Here is a 16,139-nt window from a genome sequence, read left to right on the forward strand (position 1 = left end):
ACTGGGTCGTCGGCGGTCCTTGATCGGGTGGTGCTGCAATGGCGGTGGGCGGGAAGTGTCGGTCGTGCGACACCCGGCTGCGTGCCGACGCCCGGTTTTGCGACCAATGCGGTGTGCCGACCGCAGTCGCGCCCGACCCTGCGAAGTACAAGCAGGTCACGGTGCTGTTCGCCGATGTGGTGCGGTCCATGGACATCGCCGCGGTGCTCGAACTGGAGCGGCTGCGTGAGATCCTGACCGAGTTGGTGGAGCGCTCTGTCGCCGTCGTGCGACGATACGGCGGCGGCACCGTGGAATACACCGGCGACGGACTGATGGCGCTGTTCGGTGCCCCCGTCGCGTTGGAGGATCATGCCCTCCGGGCATGCCTGGCCGCACTCGCGATCCAGGACGAGGCGAACCGGCTGGCGGCCGAACTGCACGAACGCGACGGGGTGGCGCTGCAATTGCGGGTGGGTCTGAACTCCGGTCGGGTGATCGCCGGCGAGGTCGCCATCGGGACAACGCGATACGCCGCGACGGGTGAGCCTCTGGGGATGGCCCAACGGATCGAATCGGCGGCCGAGCCGGGCGCGGTGATGGTGTCAGAGTCGACCGCGCGTCTCGTCGAGCGTCTCGCCGAGCTGGGTGAGCCGCAGTGGGTACACGTCAAAGGCGCCGCGGAGCCGGTACTGGCGCGCCTGCTGACGGCGGTCAAGAGGCGGCAGGGGATGGCCGCGCGCGCTGAGGCCAGCCTGGTCGGTCGGCGCGCGGAGATGGCGATCCTCGACGCGCTCGTCGAACGCACGGTCGCCGGCCTCGGCGCGGTGGTCAACGTGATCGGCCCACCGGGCATCGGCAAGAGCCGGGTTGCGCGGGAAGCCGCGGTGCTCGCAGCCGAGCGTGGTGTCTCGGTGGTGTGGGCCAGCTGCGAATCACACACCAACGAAGCCCCCTTCGGTGCGGTCACCACGCTGTTGCGGGCAGCCTTCGGGGTGGCGGAGTTGACCGCCGGCGCTGCGCGGGTGCGGGTGCGGGCGATGGTTCCGGAGGCCGCGCCGGACGATCTATTGATGCTCGAGGATCTTCTCGACATCGCAGACCCTGGCGTGCCGATGCCGAGCATCGACCGCGATGCGCGCCGGCGCCGGCTGATCGCGCTGGTCAACACCGCGACGTTGGCACGAACCGAGCCGGCGCTGTTCGTCATCGAGGATGTGCACTGGATCGACTCGGCCAGCGAGTCGCTCCTGACAGAGTTTCTCTCCGTCGTCGAGCGCACGCCGTCGGCCGTCGTGGTCACTGCCAGGCCCGAGTACCGGGGCGACCTCGCGCAATTGTCCAGCGGGCAGACGATAGCGCTTGCCCCGCTGGCTGATTCGGAAACGATCGCTCTGCTCGGGGAGCTGCTGGGGACCGACCCCTCGGTGGTTGAGCTGGCGCGCGTGATCGCCGGACGGGCGGCAGGCAATCCGTTCTTCGCCGAGGAAATGGTGCGTGAGTTGGCCCAACGCGGGGTGCTGGTCGGAGAAAGCGGCCGGTATCGCTGCAATGCGAACGTCGCCGAGGTGAGTGTGCCCGCCACGGTGCAGGCCGCGATCCAGGCGCGGATCGACCGGCTCAGCGCCCCGGCCCGTCGCACGGTGAATGCTGCGTCGGTGATCGGTGGCCGGTTCGACGAACACCTGCTGGCCGCCCTCGATGTGAACCCGGTGCTCGACGAGCTGCTTGGCGCGCACCTGCTCGATCAGGTGCAGTTCACACCGTTCGCCGAGTACGCCTTCTGCCATCCACTGATCCGCGCGGTCGCCTACGAATCACAGCTTAAAACCACCCGCGCGCAATGGCATCGGTGTCTTGCGACCGCGATCCAAGAGCGCGCGCCCGAGTCGGCTGAGCAGAATGCGGCATTGATCGCCGAGCACCTGGAGGCCGCCGGTGAATTGCCTGTCGCCTATGGCTGGCATATGCGCGCCGGCGCGTGGTCGGCTGGCCGCGACGTGGGTGCCGCCCGGATCAGCTGGGAACGGGCCCAACAGATCGCCGATCGGCTGCCCGCTGAAGACTCCGACCAGCTCTCGCTGCGCATCGCACCCCGGGTCATGCTGTGCGTCACCGACTGGCAGGCCCGACCGGTGCAGAAGAGCTGGGGCCGCTTCGCCGAACTCCGGGATCTGTGCACCGAGGCGGGGGATAAGGTGTCGCTGGCCGTCGGCATGACCGGGCTGGCGACCGAGCTGCTCTATGCGGGTCGGCCCGGCGAGGGTTCCCGGCTCGCGGCCGAGCAGATGGAGTTGCTCGAGTCGATCGGTGATCCCACGATGACCGTGGGATTGTCGTTTCTCGCGTTCGCCAACTGGTTCAACTCCGGAGACTTCGACGAGATCCTGCGGTGGTCTCAGACCGCCATCGAGTTGGCTGACGGCGACCCCACGATGGGAGCGGACTTCGGGGTGGGGTCGCCACTGGCGATCGCGACGGCGTTCCGTGGCATCGCGCGGTACTGGCTGGGGCGCAGCGGTTGGCAAGACGACCTCGACGACGCTGTCACACTGTCGCGGAGCGCCGATCCGGCCACGCTCGCCCTCGTCGTGGCGTGGACGTTCACGTCGGTGTTCTACGGTGCGGTGCGCTTCGACGACGAGTTGATGCGGATGCTGGAGGACGCGATGCAGCTGGCCCACGGGTCCAGCAACGATTTCGCTGTGACGGGGGCGCACTTCGGGCTGGGCGCGGCGTTGCTCTACCGACGCGGCCCGGCCGACGGGGCCCGGGGACTGGAGCTGATGTTGCATGCCCGCGACCGGTGGCTTCCCGAGCGCGCGCCCTCGCTGGTCCCGCTGGCTGAACTGCTGGCGGGCCGCGAGATGGCCACGTGCGGAGACCGCGATACCGCCATCGGGACGATGCACCGCGCCGCGCGACAACTGCAGGACGCCGGACGGCTCGGGTGGAGCGTCCTGGGCACGAGCCTGCTGGTGGAGACACTGCTCGCCGACGGCGGCCACGACGGGGTCCGTGACGCCGAGGAGGCGATCGGATGGCTGGCGCAGCTGCAGGGCGAGCGCCCGGCGCCGATGGTCGAAGTCACGCTGTTGCGGCTGCGGGCCCTGCTGGCCTGCGCCACCGGCGACGAGGTGACCCGCCGGGAGGCGGTGGGTAGATACCGCGCGATGGCGGAATCGCTGGGCTTCGAAGGACACGTCGCGTGGGCAGAGGAGATGGCCATCGGCTGACTGCGGCCCGGCTGCGGAACCCGTTTTGCGGGACGGATCACTGCGTGATGTTGTGACGCCGGGTCAGCAGCCCGGCCAGTTCGTCCCGGCAGGTGGTTCCGGTCTTGGTCATCGCCCGGTAGATGTGGCTTTCGACGGTGCGCACCGACAGGGTGAGCCGGCCGGCGATGTCGCGGTTGGTCAAACCTTCGCCGATCAAAACGACGATCTCGTGCTCCCGGTCGGTCAGCGGCAGGGGTTCGCTCGCGCGGCGTAGCGCGGGGGTGGTGGCGCCGCTGCGCCGGGCGAGCGCGTCCGCGCGGGCCGAACAGCGCAGGGCCGATCCACGCAGCGCTTGGGCGTGGAAGGCCAGCGAGGCGTGAGCGGCGGCGTCGATCGCCGCGACGAGGTCGCCGATTCGTTCGAATTCCTCTGACACCGAGTCCAGTTCGGCGGCATCCCCGTCGTGCAGGGCCTCGGCGAAGCGCGCCGCCAGGCCGGCCCGGGGTCCCTCGACCAGGGCGGTGAGTTCCCGTAGCCGCCGCCCGGCGGTGCGGTCGCCGAACTGGGTGGCGGTCTGTAGGCAGAGCACCTCGGCCGCGAGCCTGCCGCTGGCCGAAGCTCTTTCGGCGGCCGATCGGGCGATGGCGATGGCCTCGCTGACGGCGCCCTGTCCGGCGGTGATCCACGCGCGGGCCAGGCTCTGCTCGTAGTCGAGCAGCCGGAACCGGCGCGCCGTCCCGGCCAGCGCGGCGAGTTCGGCGGCGGCATCCTCGGGTGAGCCGCCGATGGCGAGCGCCGTCGCGCGCGGGATGCGATAGCGGAACCCCCAGCCGAGCGGGTGGCTGACGGTCAGCCTGTCGACGGCGTCGTCGAGCAGTGCGCGCGCCGCGCCGAGGTCGCCGGCGCCGAGCGCGGCCCGGCCCGCCACCGCCGCGCCGAGTAGTGATGCGGCTCCCGGCAGGTCGGCGGCTTGGCGTCGCACGCGTTCGGCCACCGCGCGGGCCTCGCCGATGCGGCCGGCCAGCAGCAACGCGCTGACGTGCGCGTCGGCGATGTTGAACCGCATATGTGGGGTGTCGAAAGACCGCTGCGTCGGCGAGTATCCGGCTTCCGCGCCGCTCACGGCGGCCTCGACCCGGCCGGCGTCGGCGTTGATCGTGGTCAGCGCCCACGCCAGCTCGGTGCCGACGACTGCGGGCAGTTGGTCGACGACGAGGTCGCCCGAGACCGACAGCGCGGTGTCGGGCCGGTCCATCGCAAACCAGTAGACGGCCAGGAACGCGTCGATATGGCTGCATTCGTGCGGCGGCGTGGTCCAGGCCGCATCGTCGATGAGTGCCTTGGCTCCTTGAGGATCACCGAGCGCCCAGAGCATGTTGCTGGCCCGCAGAAAGGCGAGTCGGGCGCGCTCGGCATCGGTCAGGCCGTCCTGGTCGATCTCGGCGAGCACCGCGTCGGCGTCCTCGCCGCGGCCGAGCCAGGACAGCGCGTGGGCACGAAGGAAGCCCGGCTCCGGTCCCGCACCGGCGCGGATGGCGGCCTCGGCGAGCCGGTCGGCGAGGTTCAGATCGGCCAGCCACACGGCGCCGTGGGCGGCCCGGGTCAACAGCTCGGTATCGGCTTTCAGATCGGAGTCCACGCTCAGGGTGGCGCGTCGCACCACCGTTTGGACCTGGTCGCGGTCGTCGGACGCGGCCAGTTCGGTGGCGACCAGTCCACGCAGCCGGCGCAGCTTGGTGGCCGGTGCGCACCTGCGGCGCACCTCGCCGTAGATCGGGTGCGCGACCCCTACCTCGATGCCGGTGCCGGTGGGGTGCAGCATGATCAGGCCGCGGGTCTCGGCCTCCTCCACCGCGGTCGGGTCGGTGATCCGTTCCAGGGCGGCCAGTTCGAGGGGCTCGCCGACGGCGAGGGTGTCGATGACGTCGGCGACCGCTGCCGGCAGCGCCCCGATCCGGGTTTCGATCAGCTCGACCAGGCTGAGCGGGATGACCGGGTCACCGACCCAGCGCCAGTTGCCGCGATCCCGTTCGACCCGGCCGTCGGAGATCTCCTGCTCGACGATGTTGCGTAGGTACAGCACGTTGCCGCGGGTCAATTGCCACAGTCGCCGGGCCGCATCCGGATCGGCGGGACCGCCGAGGGCAGCTGAGAGCAGGGTGCCGGTCTCGGCGGGCGACAACGGTTGCAGCTGCAGCCGATCGAACGCTCCCACCTTCCAGATCTCCTGCACCGCAGCGGGAATCGGCTTGCCGTCCAGCACGGTCAGGATCAGTCTGGCGGCGCCGCGCTGCACGATCTGGTGAACGACGAACGTGGAGAGGTCGTCGAGCAGATGCACGTCGTCGACGAACACCACCACCGGTTCGCCCGAGGGCGCGGCGGTCAGCGCGCTGATCACCCCGCGCAACAGTTGAACGGTGTCGGTCACCCCCGGCGGCGCCCACGTGCTGAACGAGCCCAGCGGGATCGCACGCGCGGACGACGTGCCGACGGCGACCCGGGTGGCATACCCGCGCGCCCGGGCGTCCGAGAGCGCCTCGCGCGCGATCCGGCTCTTGCCCACGCCCGCCTCGCCGCAGATGACGATCCCGGACACGTCGGGATCCGAGAGCGCGGCCTCGACGCGGCTCAGTTCCTCGGTGCGGCCGACCAGCGGCCACGACAGACGCACCTCAAGAGCCTAGGGGCGCCGATGACGCGCGACGGTACAAACGGGCGAACTTCGGCGGCGGTGCCGTCCTCGTCAGCCCGGCTGCCCGTAGACCGCCACCACCACGCTGCGGTCCAGGCTGTTCTCCGACCACACACCGATCTGGGTGTTCGCGCAGTTGGACATGATCGCCATGTAGTCGGGCCGGTAGTACCACTGGTTCATGATCTCGATGCCGTTGATCGCCAGCGCGGGGTTGATCGCGACCGTCTCGGCGACGGTGCCGACGAACCCTGCGGCGTTGGCCCGGTCCTGCACGGTCGAGCCGTCCGAACCGATGTCGCCGTCCAGCGCGCGGTTGTGCAGGACGTCGTTGGTGTGCCACTGCGCGGCGAGCTGCAGCTGCGGGTTGATCTTGATGTCGGTGTCGCAGCCGTGCTGCTGCTGGATGGTGTACACGTTGGCCACCACGCCGTCGTTGAGGCGCTTGTTGTCGGCGTGTGCGGTGGGGGCGGCCGTGACCGCGACGGCCGCGAACAGCACCGCGGATACCACGGGTGCGATCTTGACGGCGGTCACGGGCCGGACATTACGCGACCACGCCGGCCGCCGAGGCTCGAGTGGCGAGATTCGTCGCGGCCGGCTCCGGCTCGGGTGGTGCGGCCCGGCCGTCCCACCAGTTGTCGGGCTGGTGGGTCGCCCAACCGTTGAGGGCCTCCAATGCCGCGGCCAGCGAGACCAGCAACGGCTCGCTGTTGGCCGGGCCCATCAGCTGAACACCGATCGGCAGCCCTTCGGGGGTGAACCCGGCGGGCACGTTGATCGACGGCCAGCCGAGCAGATTCCACGGCCAGGTCACCGGACAGGCGCGGATCATCGCCCGGTCGGTGGACATTCCGCCGAGGTTGTCGAAGGCGTCGACCGTCGGCGGCGGCTGGGCCGTGGTGGGTGCGATGACCACATCGGCGAGATTGAAGATCCAGCCGACGCGGCGCTGTGTGACGGCCTCGTGGGCGCGCGCCTTGCGCAGCACGTGCTCGGACAGCAGCCGCCCCACTCGGGCGTTGGCGGTGGTGCGCCTGTCCAGGTCGACGCCGAGGCCGAGGCGCTCCACCCAGTCCGGGATGCCGGCCATCGAGCGGGACAGGAAGTTCCAGGACATGCGCAGGCCGTAGTCGGGATCCGCGGCCTGCACCGTGTGGCCGAGCTGTTCGAGCTGTCCGGCCACGTTCTCCAGGGCGGTCCGGATCCGGGGATCCAACCGGGCGCGGAAACCCGTGAACGGGAGCTTCGTCGACATCGCGATGCGCAGCGGGCCGGGCGCCTGCGAGACCGAGTCCGCCACTCGAACCGGGGGTGGGGTGTGCAGATCGCCGGGGGCGTTGCCCGATGCGGCGTCGAGCACCAGGGCTGCGTCGGCCACGGTGCGGGCCAGCACGCCGTTGACCGTGATCCCGTTGAACGTATCGGGAAGTGGCCAGGTCGAGATGCGTCCCCGCTGAGGTTTGATGCCGACCAGGTGCGTCCACGCGGCCGGGATGCGCACGCTGCCCGCGCCGTCGGAGCCGATCGCGGCCGCCACCAGGCCGGCGGCCACCGCGGCGGCGCTGCCACCGGAGGATCCGCCCGGGGTGTGTTCGCGGGACCAGGGGTTGCGGGTGTGGCCGAACCCGGGACCGCTGGTGAACGGCCACTGGCCGAGCTCGCAGGTGTTCGTCTTGCCGATGATCACCGCCCCCGCGTCGCGCAGCCGCCGCACCACCTCGGCGTCGGCGGTGGCCTCGCGCACCGTTCCGGCGGAGCCGAAGCGGGTGGGCACACCCGCGACGTCGACGTCGTCCTTGACCGCGATCGGGATGCCGAGCAGCGGTTGGTCCGATGTGTCGCGACCCGTCGCACGTCGACGGTCGGCGGCGGCCGCATCGGCGGTGGCCTGCTCGGTCAGCACCACCCGGAACGCGTTGAGGGTGTCCTGGCTCGCCTCGATCGCCGCCAGTGACCGGCGCACCAGCTCGGTGGATGTCACGGTGCCGCTTGCAAGCTCGTACAACTGGTCGCCCAGGGTGGGGAATCGGGTCCCGGACCCGGTGCTGGGGTGAGGAGCTTCGGCCATTGCCTACGAGAGTATCGGCGCTGCAACGACAATTCGTCACCTCACGGTGGAACACTTGCCGAATGCGTCTGTACCGGGACCGGGCGGTGGTGTTGCGGCAGCACAAGCTCGGCGAAGCCGACCGCATCGTGAGCCTGCTCACACGCGATCACGGTCTGGTCCGGGCGGTCGCCAAGGGGGTGCGCCGAACCCGTAGCAAGTTCGGTGCCCGGCTGGAGCCTTTCGCGCACATCGACGTCCAGCTGCATCCCGGTCGCAACCTGGACATCGTCACCCAGGTGGTCGCCATCGACGCGTTCGCCTCCGATATCGTCAGCGACTACGGCCGCTACACCTGCGCCTGCGCCATGCTGGAGACCGCCGAGCGGCTCGCCGGTGAGGAGCACGCCCCGATGCCCGAGCTGCACCGGCTCACGGTGGCCGCATTGCGCGCGGTGGCCGACGGCCGACGGCCCCGCGAGCTGGTGCTGGACGCCTACCTGCTGCGGGCGATGGGCATCGCGGGGTGGGCGCCGTCGCTGATCGAATGTGCCCGGTGCGCCGCGCCGGGGCCGCACCGCGCGTTTCACGTGGCGGCGGGGGGAAGCGTGTGTGTGCACTGCCGGCCGTCCGGGTCGGTGACCCCGCCGCAGGCCGTGCTGGACCTGATGGTCGCACTGCACGAGGGGGACTGGGAGCACGCGCAGAGCACCTCCGCGTCGCATCGCAGCCAGGCCAGCGGCCTGGTCGCCGCGCACCTGCAGTGGCACCTGGAACGACAGCTGCGCACCCTGCCCCTCGTCGAGCGTGTCTACCGGGCGGATCGGATGGCGGTGCCGGGCATCAGGCAGGATGAGGCGCATGGCAACGGAACGGACCGGGCGGAAGGGCAGGGTCAGCTACCCACAGCTGCCTCCGGCGCCTGACGATTACCCGATGTTCCCGGACACCTCGACGTGGCCTGTCGTCTTCCCGGATCTGCCGCCGAACACCAACGGCCGCTTCTCCCGGCCACCGCAGCACCCCTCCAAGGCGTCGGCGCCGCAGATCCCGGCCGGCCAGGTGCCCAACCACGTCGCCGTGGTGATGGACGGCAACGGGCGCTGGGCCACCCAGCGCGGCCTGGGCCGCACCGAGGGCCACAAGATGGGTGAGGCCGTGCTGATCGACATCACCTGCGGGGCGATCGAGATCGGCATCAAGCACCTGACGGTGTATGCGTTTTCCACCGAGAACTGGAAGCGCAGCACCGAGGAGGTGCGGTTCCTGATGGGCTTCAACCGCGAGGTGGTGCGCCGGCGCCGGGAGAACCTGAACGCGATGGGCGTCAACATGCGTTGGGTCGGGTCGCGACCGAAGATGTGGCGCAGCGTGATCAAGGAGTTCGACATCGCCGAGCAGATGACGGTCGGCAACGACGTCATCACCATCAACTACTGCGTGAACTACGGCGGACGCACCGAGATCGTCGAGGCGGCGCGGGCGCTGGCCCAGGAGGCGGTGGACGGCAAGGTGTCCCCGTCGCGGATCAGCGAGGCCATGTTCGCCAAGCACCTGCATCGCGCCGACATCCCCGATGTGGACCTGTTCATCCGGACCTCGGGGGAGCAACGGGCCAGTAACTTCCTGCTGTGGCAGGCCGCCTACGCGGAATACGTCTTCCAGGACAAGCTGTGGCCCGACTACGACCGCCGCGATCTGTGGGCCGCGTGCGAGGAGTACGTGCACCGCAACCGGCGCTTCGGCAGGACCTAGGGCCGCGATGGAGCTGACCGAGCGCCTCGCCGCCGCGCTGGCCGAGATCCTGCCGGTGCAGCGGGAGGACGACGGCGCGTTGACGGTGCCCCACGACGAGACGTTCGCTTCGCTGCGGGTGGTGACGATCGCCGAGGGCCTGGAGATGGTGTCGCTGACCCAGGTGCTGGCCTGGGATCTGCCGCTGGACGCCAAGATCCGGGCCAGGGTGGCCAAACACGCCCACGACACCCTGCTGGGCACGGTGTCGATGGTGGAGAAGATCGGGGTGGCCGGTCCGGGGCCGAGGAAGACCGGCGATGTGTTGCTGCGCTACAACTTCCCGGCGGCAGGGCTCACCGACGACGCTTTGCGCACGTTGGTGCTGATGGTGTTGGCCACCGGCGCGGACGTGCGGCGCGCGCTGGTGGCCTGACTAGGCTGACACCCGTGCGCACTGTGCTGATCGTCGTCGGGATCGTCGTCGCGCTCTTCGGTCTGCTGTTCACCCTGCAGGGCGTCGGCGCGGTGTCCGGCAGCCCGATGAGCAACACCACCACGTGGTCGGTCCTCGGGCCGATCATCGCGATCGCCGGAATTCTCGTCGCGGTCGCCGGGTGGCGTGGGCGTAAGCGGCGTTAGTTGCCCGACGAGCCGCGCGCGCAGCGGCCGCACAGCCCGAAGATCTCGATGGTGTGGCTGACGTCGACGAAGCCGTGTTCGCGGGCGACGTCGGCGGCCCAGTTCTCGACCTGGCGGCCCTGGATCTCGACGGTGCGCCCGCATGCACGGCACACCAGGTGATGGTGGTGATGCTGCGAGCAGCGTCGGTACACCGACTCGCCGGTGTCGGTGCGCAACGTGTCGACCAGTCCGGTCGCGGCCATCTGCTGCAGCGTGCGGTACACGGTGGTCAGCCCGATACCCTCACCGCGCCTGCGGAGTTCGTCGTGCAGCTCCTGAGCGGACCGGAAGCCTTCGATGTTCTCCAGCAGTGCGGTGATGGCGGCGCGCTGACGTGTCGAACGGACGGCGCCGGTCACGGCGTCTCCTCGGCGGAGTGCACGACCGCGGCGACGACGATGTCGGCGAGGTGGTGGTCCACCAGGCGGTACAAGACCTCGCGGCCGGACCGTTCACCCTCGACCACGCCTGCGGACTTGAGGATTCGCAGATGCTGGCTGACCAGGGGCTGGGGCAGATCCAGCACGTCGACCAGCTCGTGCACGCAGCGGGCGGCCTCGCGCAGCTGCAGCACGATCGCGATACGCACCGGAGCGGCCAGGGCGCGCAGCAGGTCGCCCGCGGTGTCGAGTACCTGGCGCGGGGGCAGCTCCGGCAGCGGCGCGCCGTCGTGTCCGTGGTGGTCCGACGGTCCCGCCGAAGTGGAAACGGTTTCCATTAGCCGTCACGATACATGCGTGATCGTGCATGTCAACAGGCCACGTCCGTGCCGGTGGCCTCAACCGGATCGCTACGCTGTTACGCCGTGGCTCCGTCTTCGTCGATCATCGAGACCGTTGCAAACCTGGCCAAACGTCGCGGGCTGGTGTACCAGTCCGGCGAGATCTATGGCGGCACCAAGTCCGCCTGGGACTACGGACCGCTCGGCGTCGAACTCAAGGAGAACATCAAGCGGCAGTGGTGGCGCTCGGTCGTCACCGGGCGTGACGACGTCGTGGGGCTCGACAGCGCGATCATCCTGCCCCGCGAGGTGTGGGTGGCCTCCGGCCACGTCGAGGTCTTCCATGACCCGCTGGTGGAGTGCCTGAGCTGTCACAAGCGGCACCGCCAGGACCACATGCAGGAGGGCTTCGCACAGAAGAAAGGTCTCGACGACCCGGATTCGGTGCCGATGACCGAGATCGCGTGTCCGGACTGCGGCACCAAGGGGCAGTGGACCGAGCCGCGCAACTTCAACATGATGCTCAAGACCTACCTCGGTCCGATCGAGACCGAGGAGGGGCTGCACTATCTGCGGCCGGAGACCGCGCAGGGCATCTTCGTCAACTTCGCCAATGTCGTCACCACGGCCCGCAAGAAGCCGCCGTTCGGCATCGGCCAGATCGGCAAGAGCTTCCGCAACGAGATCACCCCGGGCAACTTCATCTTCCGGACCCGCGAGTTCGAGCAGATGGAGATGGAGTTCTTCGTCGAACCGTCCACGGCGCCGGAATGGCACCGGTACTGGATCGACACCCGGCTGCAGTGGTACGTCGACCTCGGTATCAAGCGCGACAACCTGCGACTCTACGAGCATCCGCTGGAGAAGCTCTCGCACTACTCGGCGGGCACCACGGACATCGAGTACAAGTTCGGTTTCGCCGGCAACCCGTGGGGTGAGCTGGAAGGTATCGCCAACCGGACCAACTTCGACTTGTCCACGCACGGTGAGCATTCCGGTGTCGACCTGTCGTTCTACGACCAGGGCAGCGACACGCGCTACGTGCCGTATGTGATCGAACCGGCGGCCGGGCTGACCCGCTCGCTGATGGCGTTTCTGGTCGACTCCTACACCGAGGACGAGGCGCCCAACGCCAAGGGCGGGGTGGACAAGCGCACCGTGCTCAAGCTCGATCCGCGGCTGGCGCCGGTGAAGGCGGCGGTACTGCCGCTGTCGCGCAACGCCGATCTGTCGCCGAAGGCCCGCGACCTGGCCGCCGAACTGCGCACGTCGTGGAACGTGGAGTTCGACGACGCCGGCGCGATCGGCCGGCGCTACCGCCGCCAGGACGAGATCGGGACGCCGTTCTGCGTGACGCTGGACTTCGACTCGCTGGAGGACCACGCGGTCACCATCCGCGAGCGTGACGCGATGACGCAGGAGCGGGTCGCGATCGACGCGGTCTCCGACTATCTTGCCGTCCGGCTCAAGGGCTGCTGAGGTCCTGGGGGCGTCCGAGATTGCCCTGAGGGTCGCTCCGAGCGGCGCGCCACAGCCGTAGGCGCAACGTGGCCGGGTGGTCGCTCGAGATTGCGTTGAGGGTGGCCGAGGGTCAGAAGCGGCCGCCGCCGCCGCTGTAACTGCGCCCCGACGATCGCGACGCCCCGCCGTAGGACGACGAGCGACCGCTGCTGCGGCCACCGCCGAACCCGCCGCCGAACCCGCCGCCGATGCCGCCCCCGAATCCGCCGCGGCGCCGGCCGCCGCCCAGCACGTTGCCGATGATGATCCCGCCGATCACCGCGCCCAGATCGCCGCCGCTGCTGCCGCCGCCCCAGCCGCCGCCGGAGGTGTAGCTGCGCTGCGCGGCGCGCACATCGTCGTTGGCCAGCGACTGCGCCTGGCTGGCCAGCGTGGACGCGCCGTTGGCGTGCGCGATCGCCTCGCCGAGGTTGGTCATCTTCTTGTCCTGGGCGGCCTGCAGCTGCCGCACGGCTTCGGCCAGCCGGGTGCGCGCCTCTGGTCCGATGCTGCCGCGCCGGGTGTCGATGAAGTCCGACACCCCTCGCACCCGTGACTGCGCGGTGAACAGCGCCTGGTCGTAGGCGCGGCTCAGCCGCTCCTTGGCGCTGCGTTCCTCGTCGGCGCTGGCCAGCAACTGGTCCAGCCGGGCGTCGGCTTGGGTCAGCCGGGTGAACACGCCCAGCGGGTCGGTGTTGCCCTGCGCCTTCGCATCGGCGAGCGCTGCGACGGCTGCTGCGTGTGCCGACGTCAGTTGCGCCCGATACGAGGTGGGTTCGCGCTGCAACTGCTTGGCCGCCTCGTCGATCCCGTTCTGGATGTCGGTGATCGCCGACGGCAGCGTGGCCACCGCGCGGTTGATGTCGGAGCCGGCCGAGTCGATCGCCTCCAGCAGGCCCCGCGCCTGACCCAGGGACGACTCCGCGGCGCGGATCGCGTCGACGAGGCCCATCTGCTGACCGGCGGGCCGCGCGACCAGCCCGCGCGCGGTGCTGATGCTCTGTTCGGCGAACTTCAGCCGCTCCTTGGCGGTGGCGACGTTGTCCTCGACCGACGTCAGCGCGGTTGCGTCGAACTGGCTGTGCAGCGTCGCCATGGTCTGCTCGGCCGGGCCGATCCGGGCCATCAGGTCGATCATCTGCTGGGTCAGCGCGTCGAGCCGGTCCGGCGCATTGATCACCAGGTCGCGCAGCTTCTCGAAGGCCTCGCTCTGGGCGTCGAGTTCGTGGTCGGCCTTCGCCGCGGCGACGATCACCCGGGTCAGCAGGTCGCGGCGCTGCTGCGGGGTCTCGGGCACCGAGTCGTCGAGGGTCTGGCGGACGTTGAACGCCTGGGCCAGCGTGGTGCGGGCGTTGCCGACCGCCCGGCGGAACGGCTCGGTCTGCGACGTGCCGAATTCGTCTTCGGCCAGGGTGAGTTCGCTCTCGCTGGTGCGCACGGCGTTGTCGACGTCGACGACGATGAGCCTGCTCAGGTCGTCGAGTGCGTCGATCGGCACCGACGCCAGCGCCTGCGGGTCGGCGGGATCCAGCTTGCGCGCGGCCTCCAGGTCGGCGGCCCGGCGCTTGCCCCGCCTCCGGCGTGACCACAGCACCATCAGGACCACACCGACTGCCAGCACGCCGAGGATGACGATCATCGTCACCGGCGATCCCTTGGATTTCCCCGACGTGCCCGGGGTGCCCGCGGGCGAGCCCGACGGCGCGGTCGTGCGCGAGGCGGTCTGCCCGGCGATGCCGTCGGCGGCGGCCACCGCGGCGCCCGCGAAGTCGTCGGCGCGCAGCGCCGGTTCGATTCTGTCGACCTGCAGGCTCTCGGCCGCGGACTGCGACATCACCGCGGTGGGCACCTGGAACGCGTAGGCGCGTTCGGTGACGGCCACCGCCAGCAGGGCGTCGCGGTCGCCGAAATCGCTGAGCCGCATGGTGGACTGGGCCCAGCTCAGTGCGCTCTGTCCGAACTCGTCGACGAACACCACCCACAGGCGGACCCGCTTCTGGTCGTAGAGCCGGTTCACCGCGTCCTCGACCTCGGAACGCTGTGCCGCCGACAGTGTGCCGGTCTCGTCGGTGATGTAGTCCGGGATGCGGAACGGGGGCTTGGCCGACGCCGCCGGCGCCCCGAGCAGTCCGATCAGTACAACCGTGAGCAGCACGGGCAGCAGGCGGGCGACACGCATGACGTCAATCTAGTGGGGTGCGCCACGGCAGCAGCGGTTACGCGGTGAACCGCCTGGCAGACTGTGCGTCGGTGGCTACTGACCCGACGCGGCGCGACCCCCGCGATCCCTACGACGAGTTCGACCGGCAACGGCTGGTGGTCGAACCGCCCAAGGCTGCCGCGCTGCCGGGTACCGGCACCGAGCACCGTACCGACTTCGCCCGCGACCGGGCCCGGGTGCTGCACTGCGCGGCGCTGCGCCGCCTCGCGGACAAGACCCAGGTGGTGGGCCCACGCCAGAGCGAGACCCCGCGGACCCGGCTGACCCACTCGCTGGAGGTGGCCCAGATCGGCCGGGGGATGGCGGTCGGGTTGGGCGCCGACCCGGACCTGGTCGACCTGGCCGGGCTGGCGCACGACATCGGGCATCCGCCCTACGGGCACAACGGGGAGCGTGCGCTCAACCAGCTCGCCGAGGGTTGCGGGGGGTTCGAGGGCAACGCGCAGAACTTCCGGATCCTCACCCGGTTGGAACCCAAAGTCCTTGACGCGAAAGTGGATCCGCCGATTAGCGCAGGCCTGAACCTGACCAGGGCGGCGTTGGACGCGGTGACGAAGTATCCGTGGTACCGGCCACCCGAGGGCGGCAAGTTCGGCTTCTACGCCGACGACGCGGCCGCGGCGGCCTGGGTGCGCGGCGACGCGCCCGACCGCCAGCCGTGCCTGGAGGCCCAGATCATGGACTGGGCCGACGATGTCGCCTACTCGGTGCACGACGTCGAGGACGGCGTCATCTCCGGGCGCATCGACCTGCGGGTGCTCGCCGACGACGATGCGGTCGGTGCGCTGGGCCGGCTGGGTCAGTCCCACGGCATGGGCGGCGGCCTGGCCGCCGCCGACCTGGTCGAGGCGGCCGGGCGGCTCTCGGCGCTGCCCGCGGTGGCCGCGGTCGGCAAGTACGACGGCACGCTGACCGCGTCGGTGGCGCTGAAGACGATGACCAGCGAGCTGGTCGGCCGGTTCGCGTCCTCGGCGATCGCGGCGACCCGCGACGCCTGCGGCCCCGGCCGGCTGGTGCGCTACCGCACCGACCTCGAGGTGCCGACCGTGGTCCGCGCCGAGGTCGCGGTGCTCAAGATCCTGGCGCTGCAGTTCATCATGTCGGACCCGCGGCACCTGGATCTGCAGGCTCGCCAGCGCGACCGGATCGCCGCGGCGCTGCAGTTCGTGCTGGCTGGCGCGCCGTCGACGCTGGATCCGCTGTTCGCCCCGGAGTTCAACGCCGCCGCCGACGACGACGCCCGGCTGCGGGTGGTGATCGACCAGGTGGCGTCGTTCACCGAAGGACGCCTGGAACGGCTCGAACCCGCGTAGCCGGACCGTCGGCGGCCTCTAGAC

13 protein-coding genes are annotated in these 16,139 nt (G+C 70.3%); 7 read left to right on the forward strand and 6 right to left on the reverse strand.

The genetic code is table 11. From position 1 onward, the window contains the following. Window positions 1-113: 113 nt before the first annotated feature. Entirely contained in the window at window positions 114-3,215 is a 3,102-nt protein-coding gene (locus JDV09_RS05220; protein WP_308124010.1) for an ATP-binding protein, read from the forward strand. A 37-nt stretch (window positions 3,216-3,252) separates the two neighbouring features. Here JDV09_RS05220 and JDV09_RS05225 read toward each other — a convergent pair whose 3' ends face one another. The 3 genes from JDV09_RS05225 to JDV09_RS05235 form a co-directional block, all read right to left on the reverse strand. Further along, window positions 3,253-5,871, reverse strand: a complete 2,619-nt coding sequence (locus JDV09_RS05225; RefSeq protein ID WP_221368045.1) for an AAA family ATPase — start codon at window positions 5,869-5,871, stop codon at window positions 3,253-3,255. A gap of 72 nt (window positions 5,872-5,943) precedes the next feature. After that, a complete protein-coding gene (locus JDV09_RS05230) occupies window positions 5,944-6,414 on the reverse strand; it encodes a CAP domain-containing protein (RefSeq protein ID WP_221368229.1) in 471 nt (156 codons plus the stop codon). A 25-nt stretch (window positions 6,415-6,439) separates the two neighbouring features. Then, on the reverse strand, window positions 6,440-7,963 hold the full coding sequence (locus JDV09_RS05235) for an amidase (RefSeq protein ID WP_221368046.1): 1,524 nt from the start codon (window positions 7,961-7,963) through the stop codon (window positions 6,440-6,442). A 62-nt stretch (window positions 7,964-8,025) separates the two neighbouring features. On the opposite strand from JDV09_RS05235, the gene recO reads away from it, so the two are divergent. From recO to JDV09_RS05255, 4 genes are read left to right on the forward strand one after another with little or no spacing between them, the layout of a single operon-like run. Then, window positions 8,026-8,868 carry a DNA repair protein RecO gene (recO, locus tag JDV09_RS05240; protein WP_221368047.1) on the forward strand — a complete coding sequence of 281 codons (843 nt, stop codon included), beginning with the start codon at window positions 8,026-8,028 and terminating at the stop codon, window positions 8,866-8,868. Then, entirely contained in the window at window positions 8,804-9,697 is an 894-nt protein-coding gene (locus tag JDV09_RS05245; RefSeq protein WP_221368048.1) for a decaprenyl diphosphate synthase, read from the forward strand. The genes recO and JDV09_RS05245 overlap by 65 nt, the downstream gene beginning before the upstream one ends. A gap of 7 nt (window positions 9,698-9,704) precedes the next feature. Next, a complete protein-coding gene (locus JDV09_RS05250) occupies window positions 9,705-10,112 on the forward strand; it encodes a hypothetical protein (protein WP_221368049.1) in 408 nt (135 codons plus the stop codon). Window positions 10,113-10,126: 14 nt separating this feature from the next. Then, on the forward strand, window positions 10,127-10,318 hold the full coding sequence (locus JDV09_RS05255) for a hypothetical protein (protein ID WP_221368050.1): 192 nt from the start codon (window positions 10,127-10,129) through the stop codon (window positions 10,316-10,318). Here JDV09_RS05255 and JDV09_RS05260 read toward each other — a convergent pair. Together JDV09_RS05260 and JDV09_RS05265 are read right to left on the reverse strand one after the other, a co-directional pair. Next, window positions 10,315-10,719 carry a Fur family transcriptional regulator gene (locus JDV09_RS05260; RefSeq protein WP_221368051.1) on the reverse strand — a complete coding sequence of 135 codons (405 nt, stop codon included), beginning with the start codon at window positions 10,717-10,719 and terminating at the stop codon, window positions 10,315-10,317. The genes JDV09_RS05255 and JDV09_RS05260 overlap by 4 nt on opposite strands. After that, complete coding sequence (locus tag JDV09_RS05265) at window positions 10,716-11,078, reverse strand: ArsR/SmtB family transcription factor (RefSeq protein WP_221368052.1); 363 nt, start codon at window positions 11,076-11,078, stop codon at window positions 10,716-10,718. The genes JDV09_RS05260 and JDV09_RS05265 overlap by 4 nt, the downstream gene beginning before the upstream one ends. An 87-nt stretch (window positions 11,079-11,165) precedes the next feature. On the opposite strand from JDV09_RS05265, the gene JDV09_RS05270 reads away from it, so the two are divergent. Then, a complete protein-coding gene (locus tag JDV09_RS05270; RefSeq protein WP_221368053.1) occupies window positions 11,166-12,560 on the forward strand; it encodes a glycine--tRNA ligase in 1,395 nt (464 codons plus the stop codon). Between the two features lie 112 nt (window positions 12,561-12,672). Here JDV09_RS05270 and JDV09_RS05275 read toward each other — a convergent pair whose 3' ends face one another. After that, entirely contained in the window at window positions 12,673-14,760 is a 2,088-nt protein-coding gene (locus tag JDV09_RS05275) for a TPM domain-containing protein (RefSeq protein WP_221368054.1), read from the reverse strand. 71 nt (window positions 14,761-14,831) lie between these two features. Between JDV09_RS05275 and JDV09_RS05280 the strand changes: the two genes are divergently transcribed. Beyond that, window positions 14,832-16,115, forward strand: a complete 1,284-nt coding sequence (locus JDV09_RS05280) for a deoxyguanosinetriphosphate triphosphohydrolase (RefSeq protein ID WP_221368055.1) — start codon at window positions 14,832-14,834, stop codon at window positions 16,113-16,115. Window positions 16,116-16,139: the final 24 nt, after the last annotated feature.

It is taken from the genome of Mycolicibacterium xanthum, from assembly GCF_019710635.1.
GTDB classification, from domain to species: Bacteria; Actinomycetota; Actinomycetes; order Mycobacteriales; family Mycobacteriaceae; genus Mycobacterium; species Mycobacterium xanthum.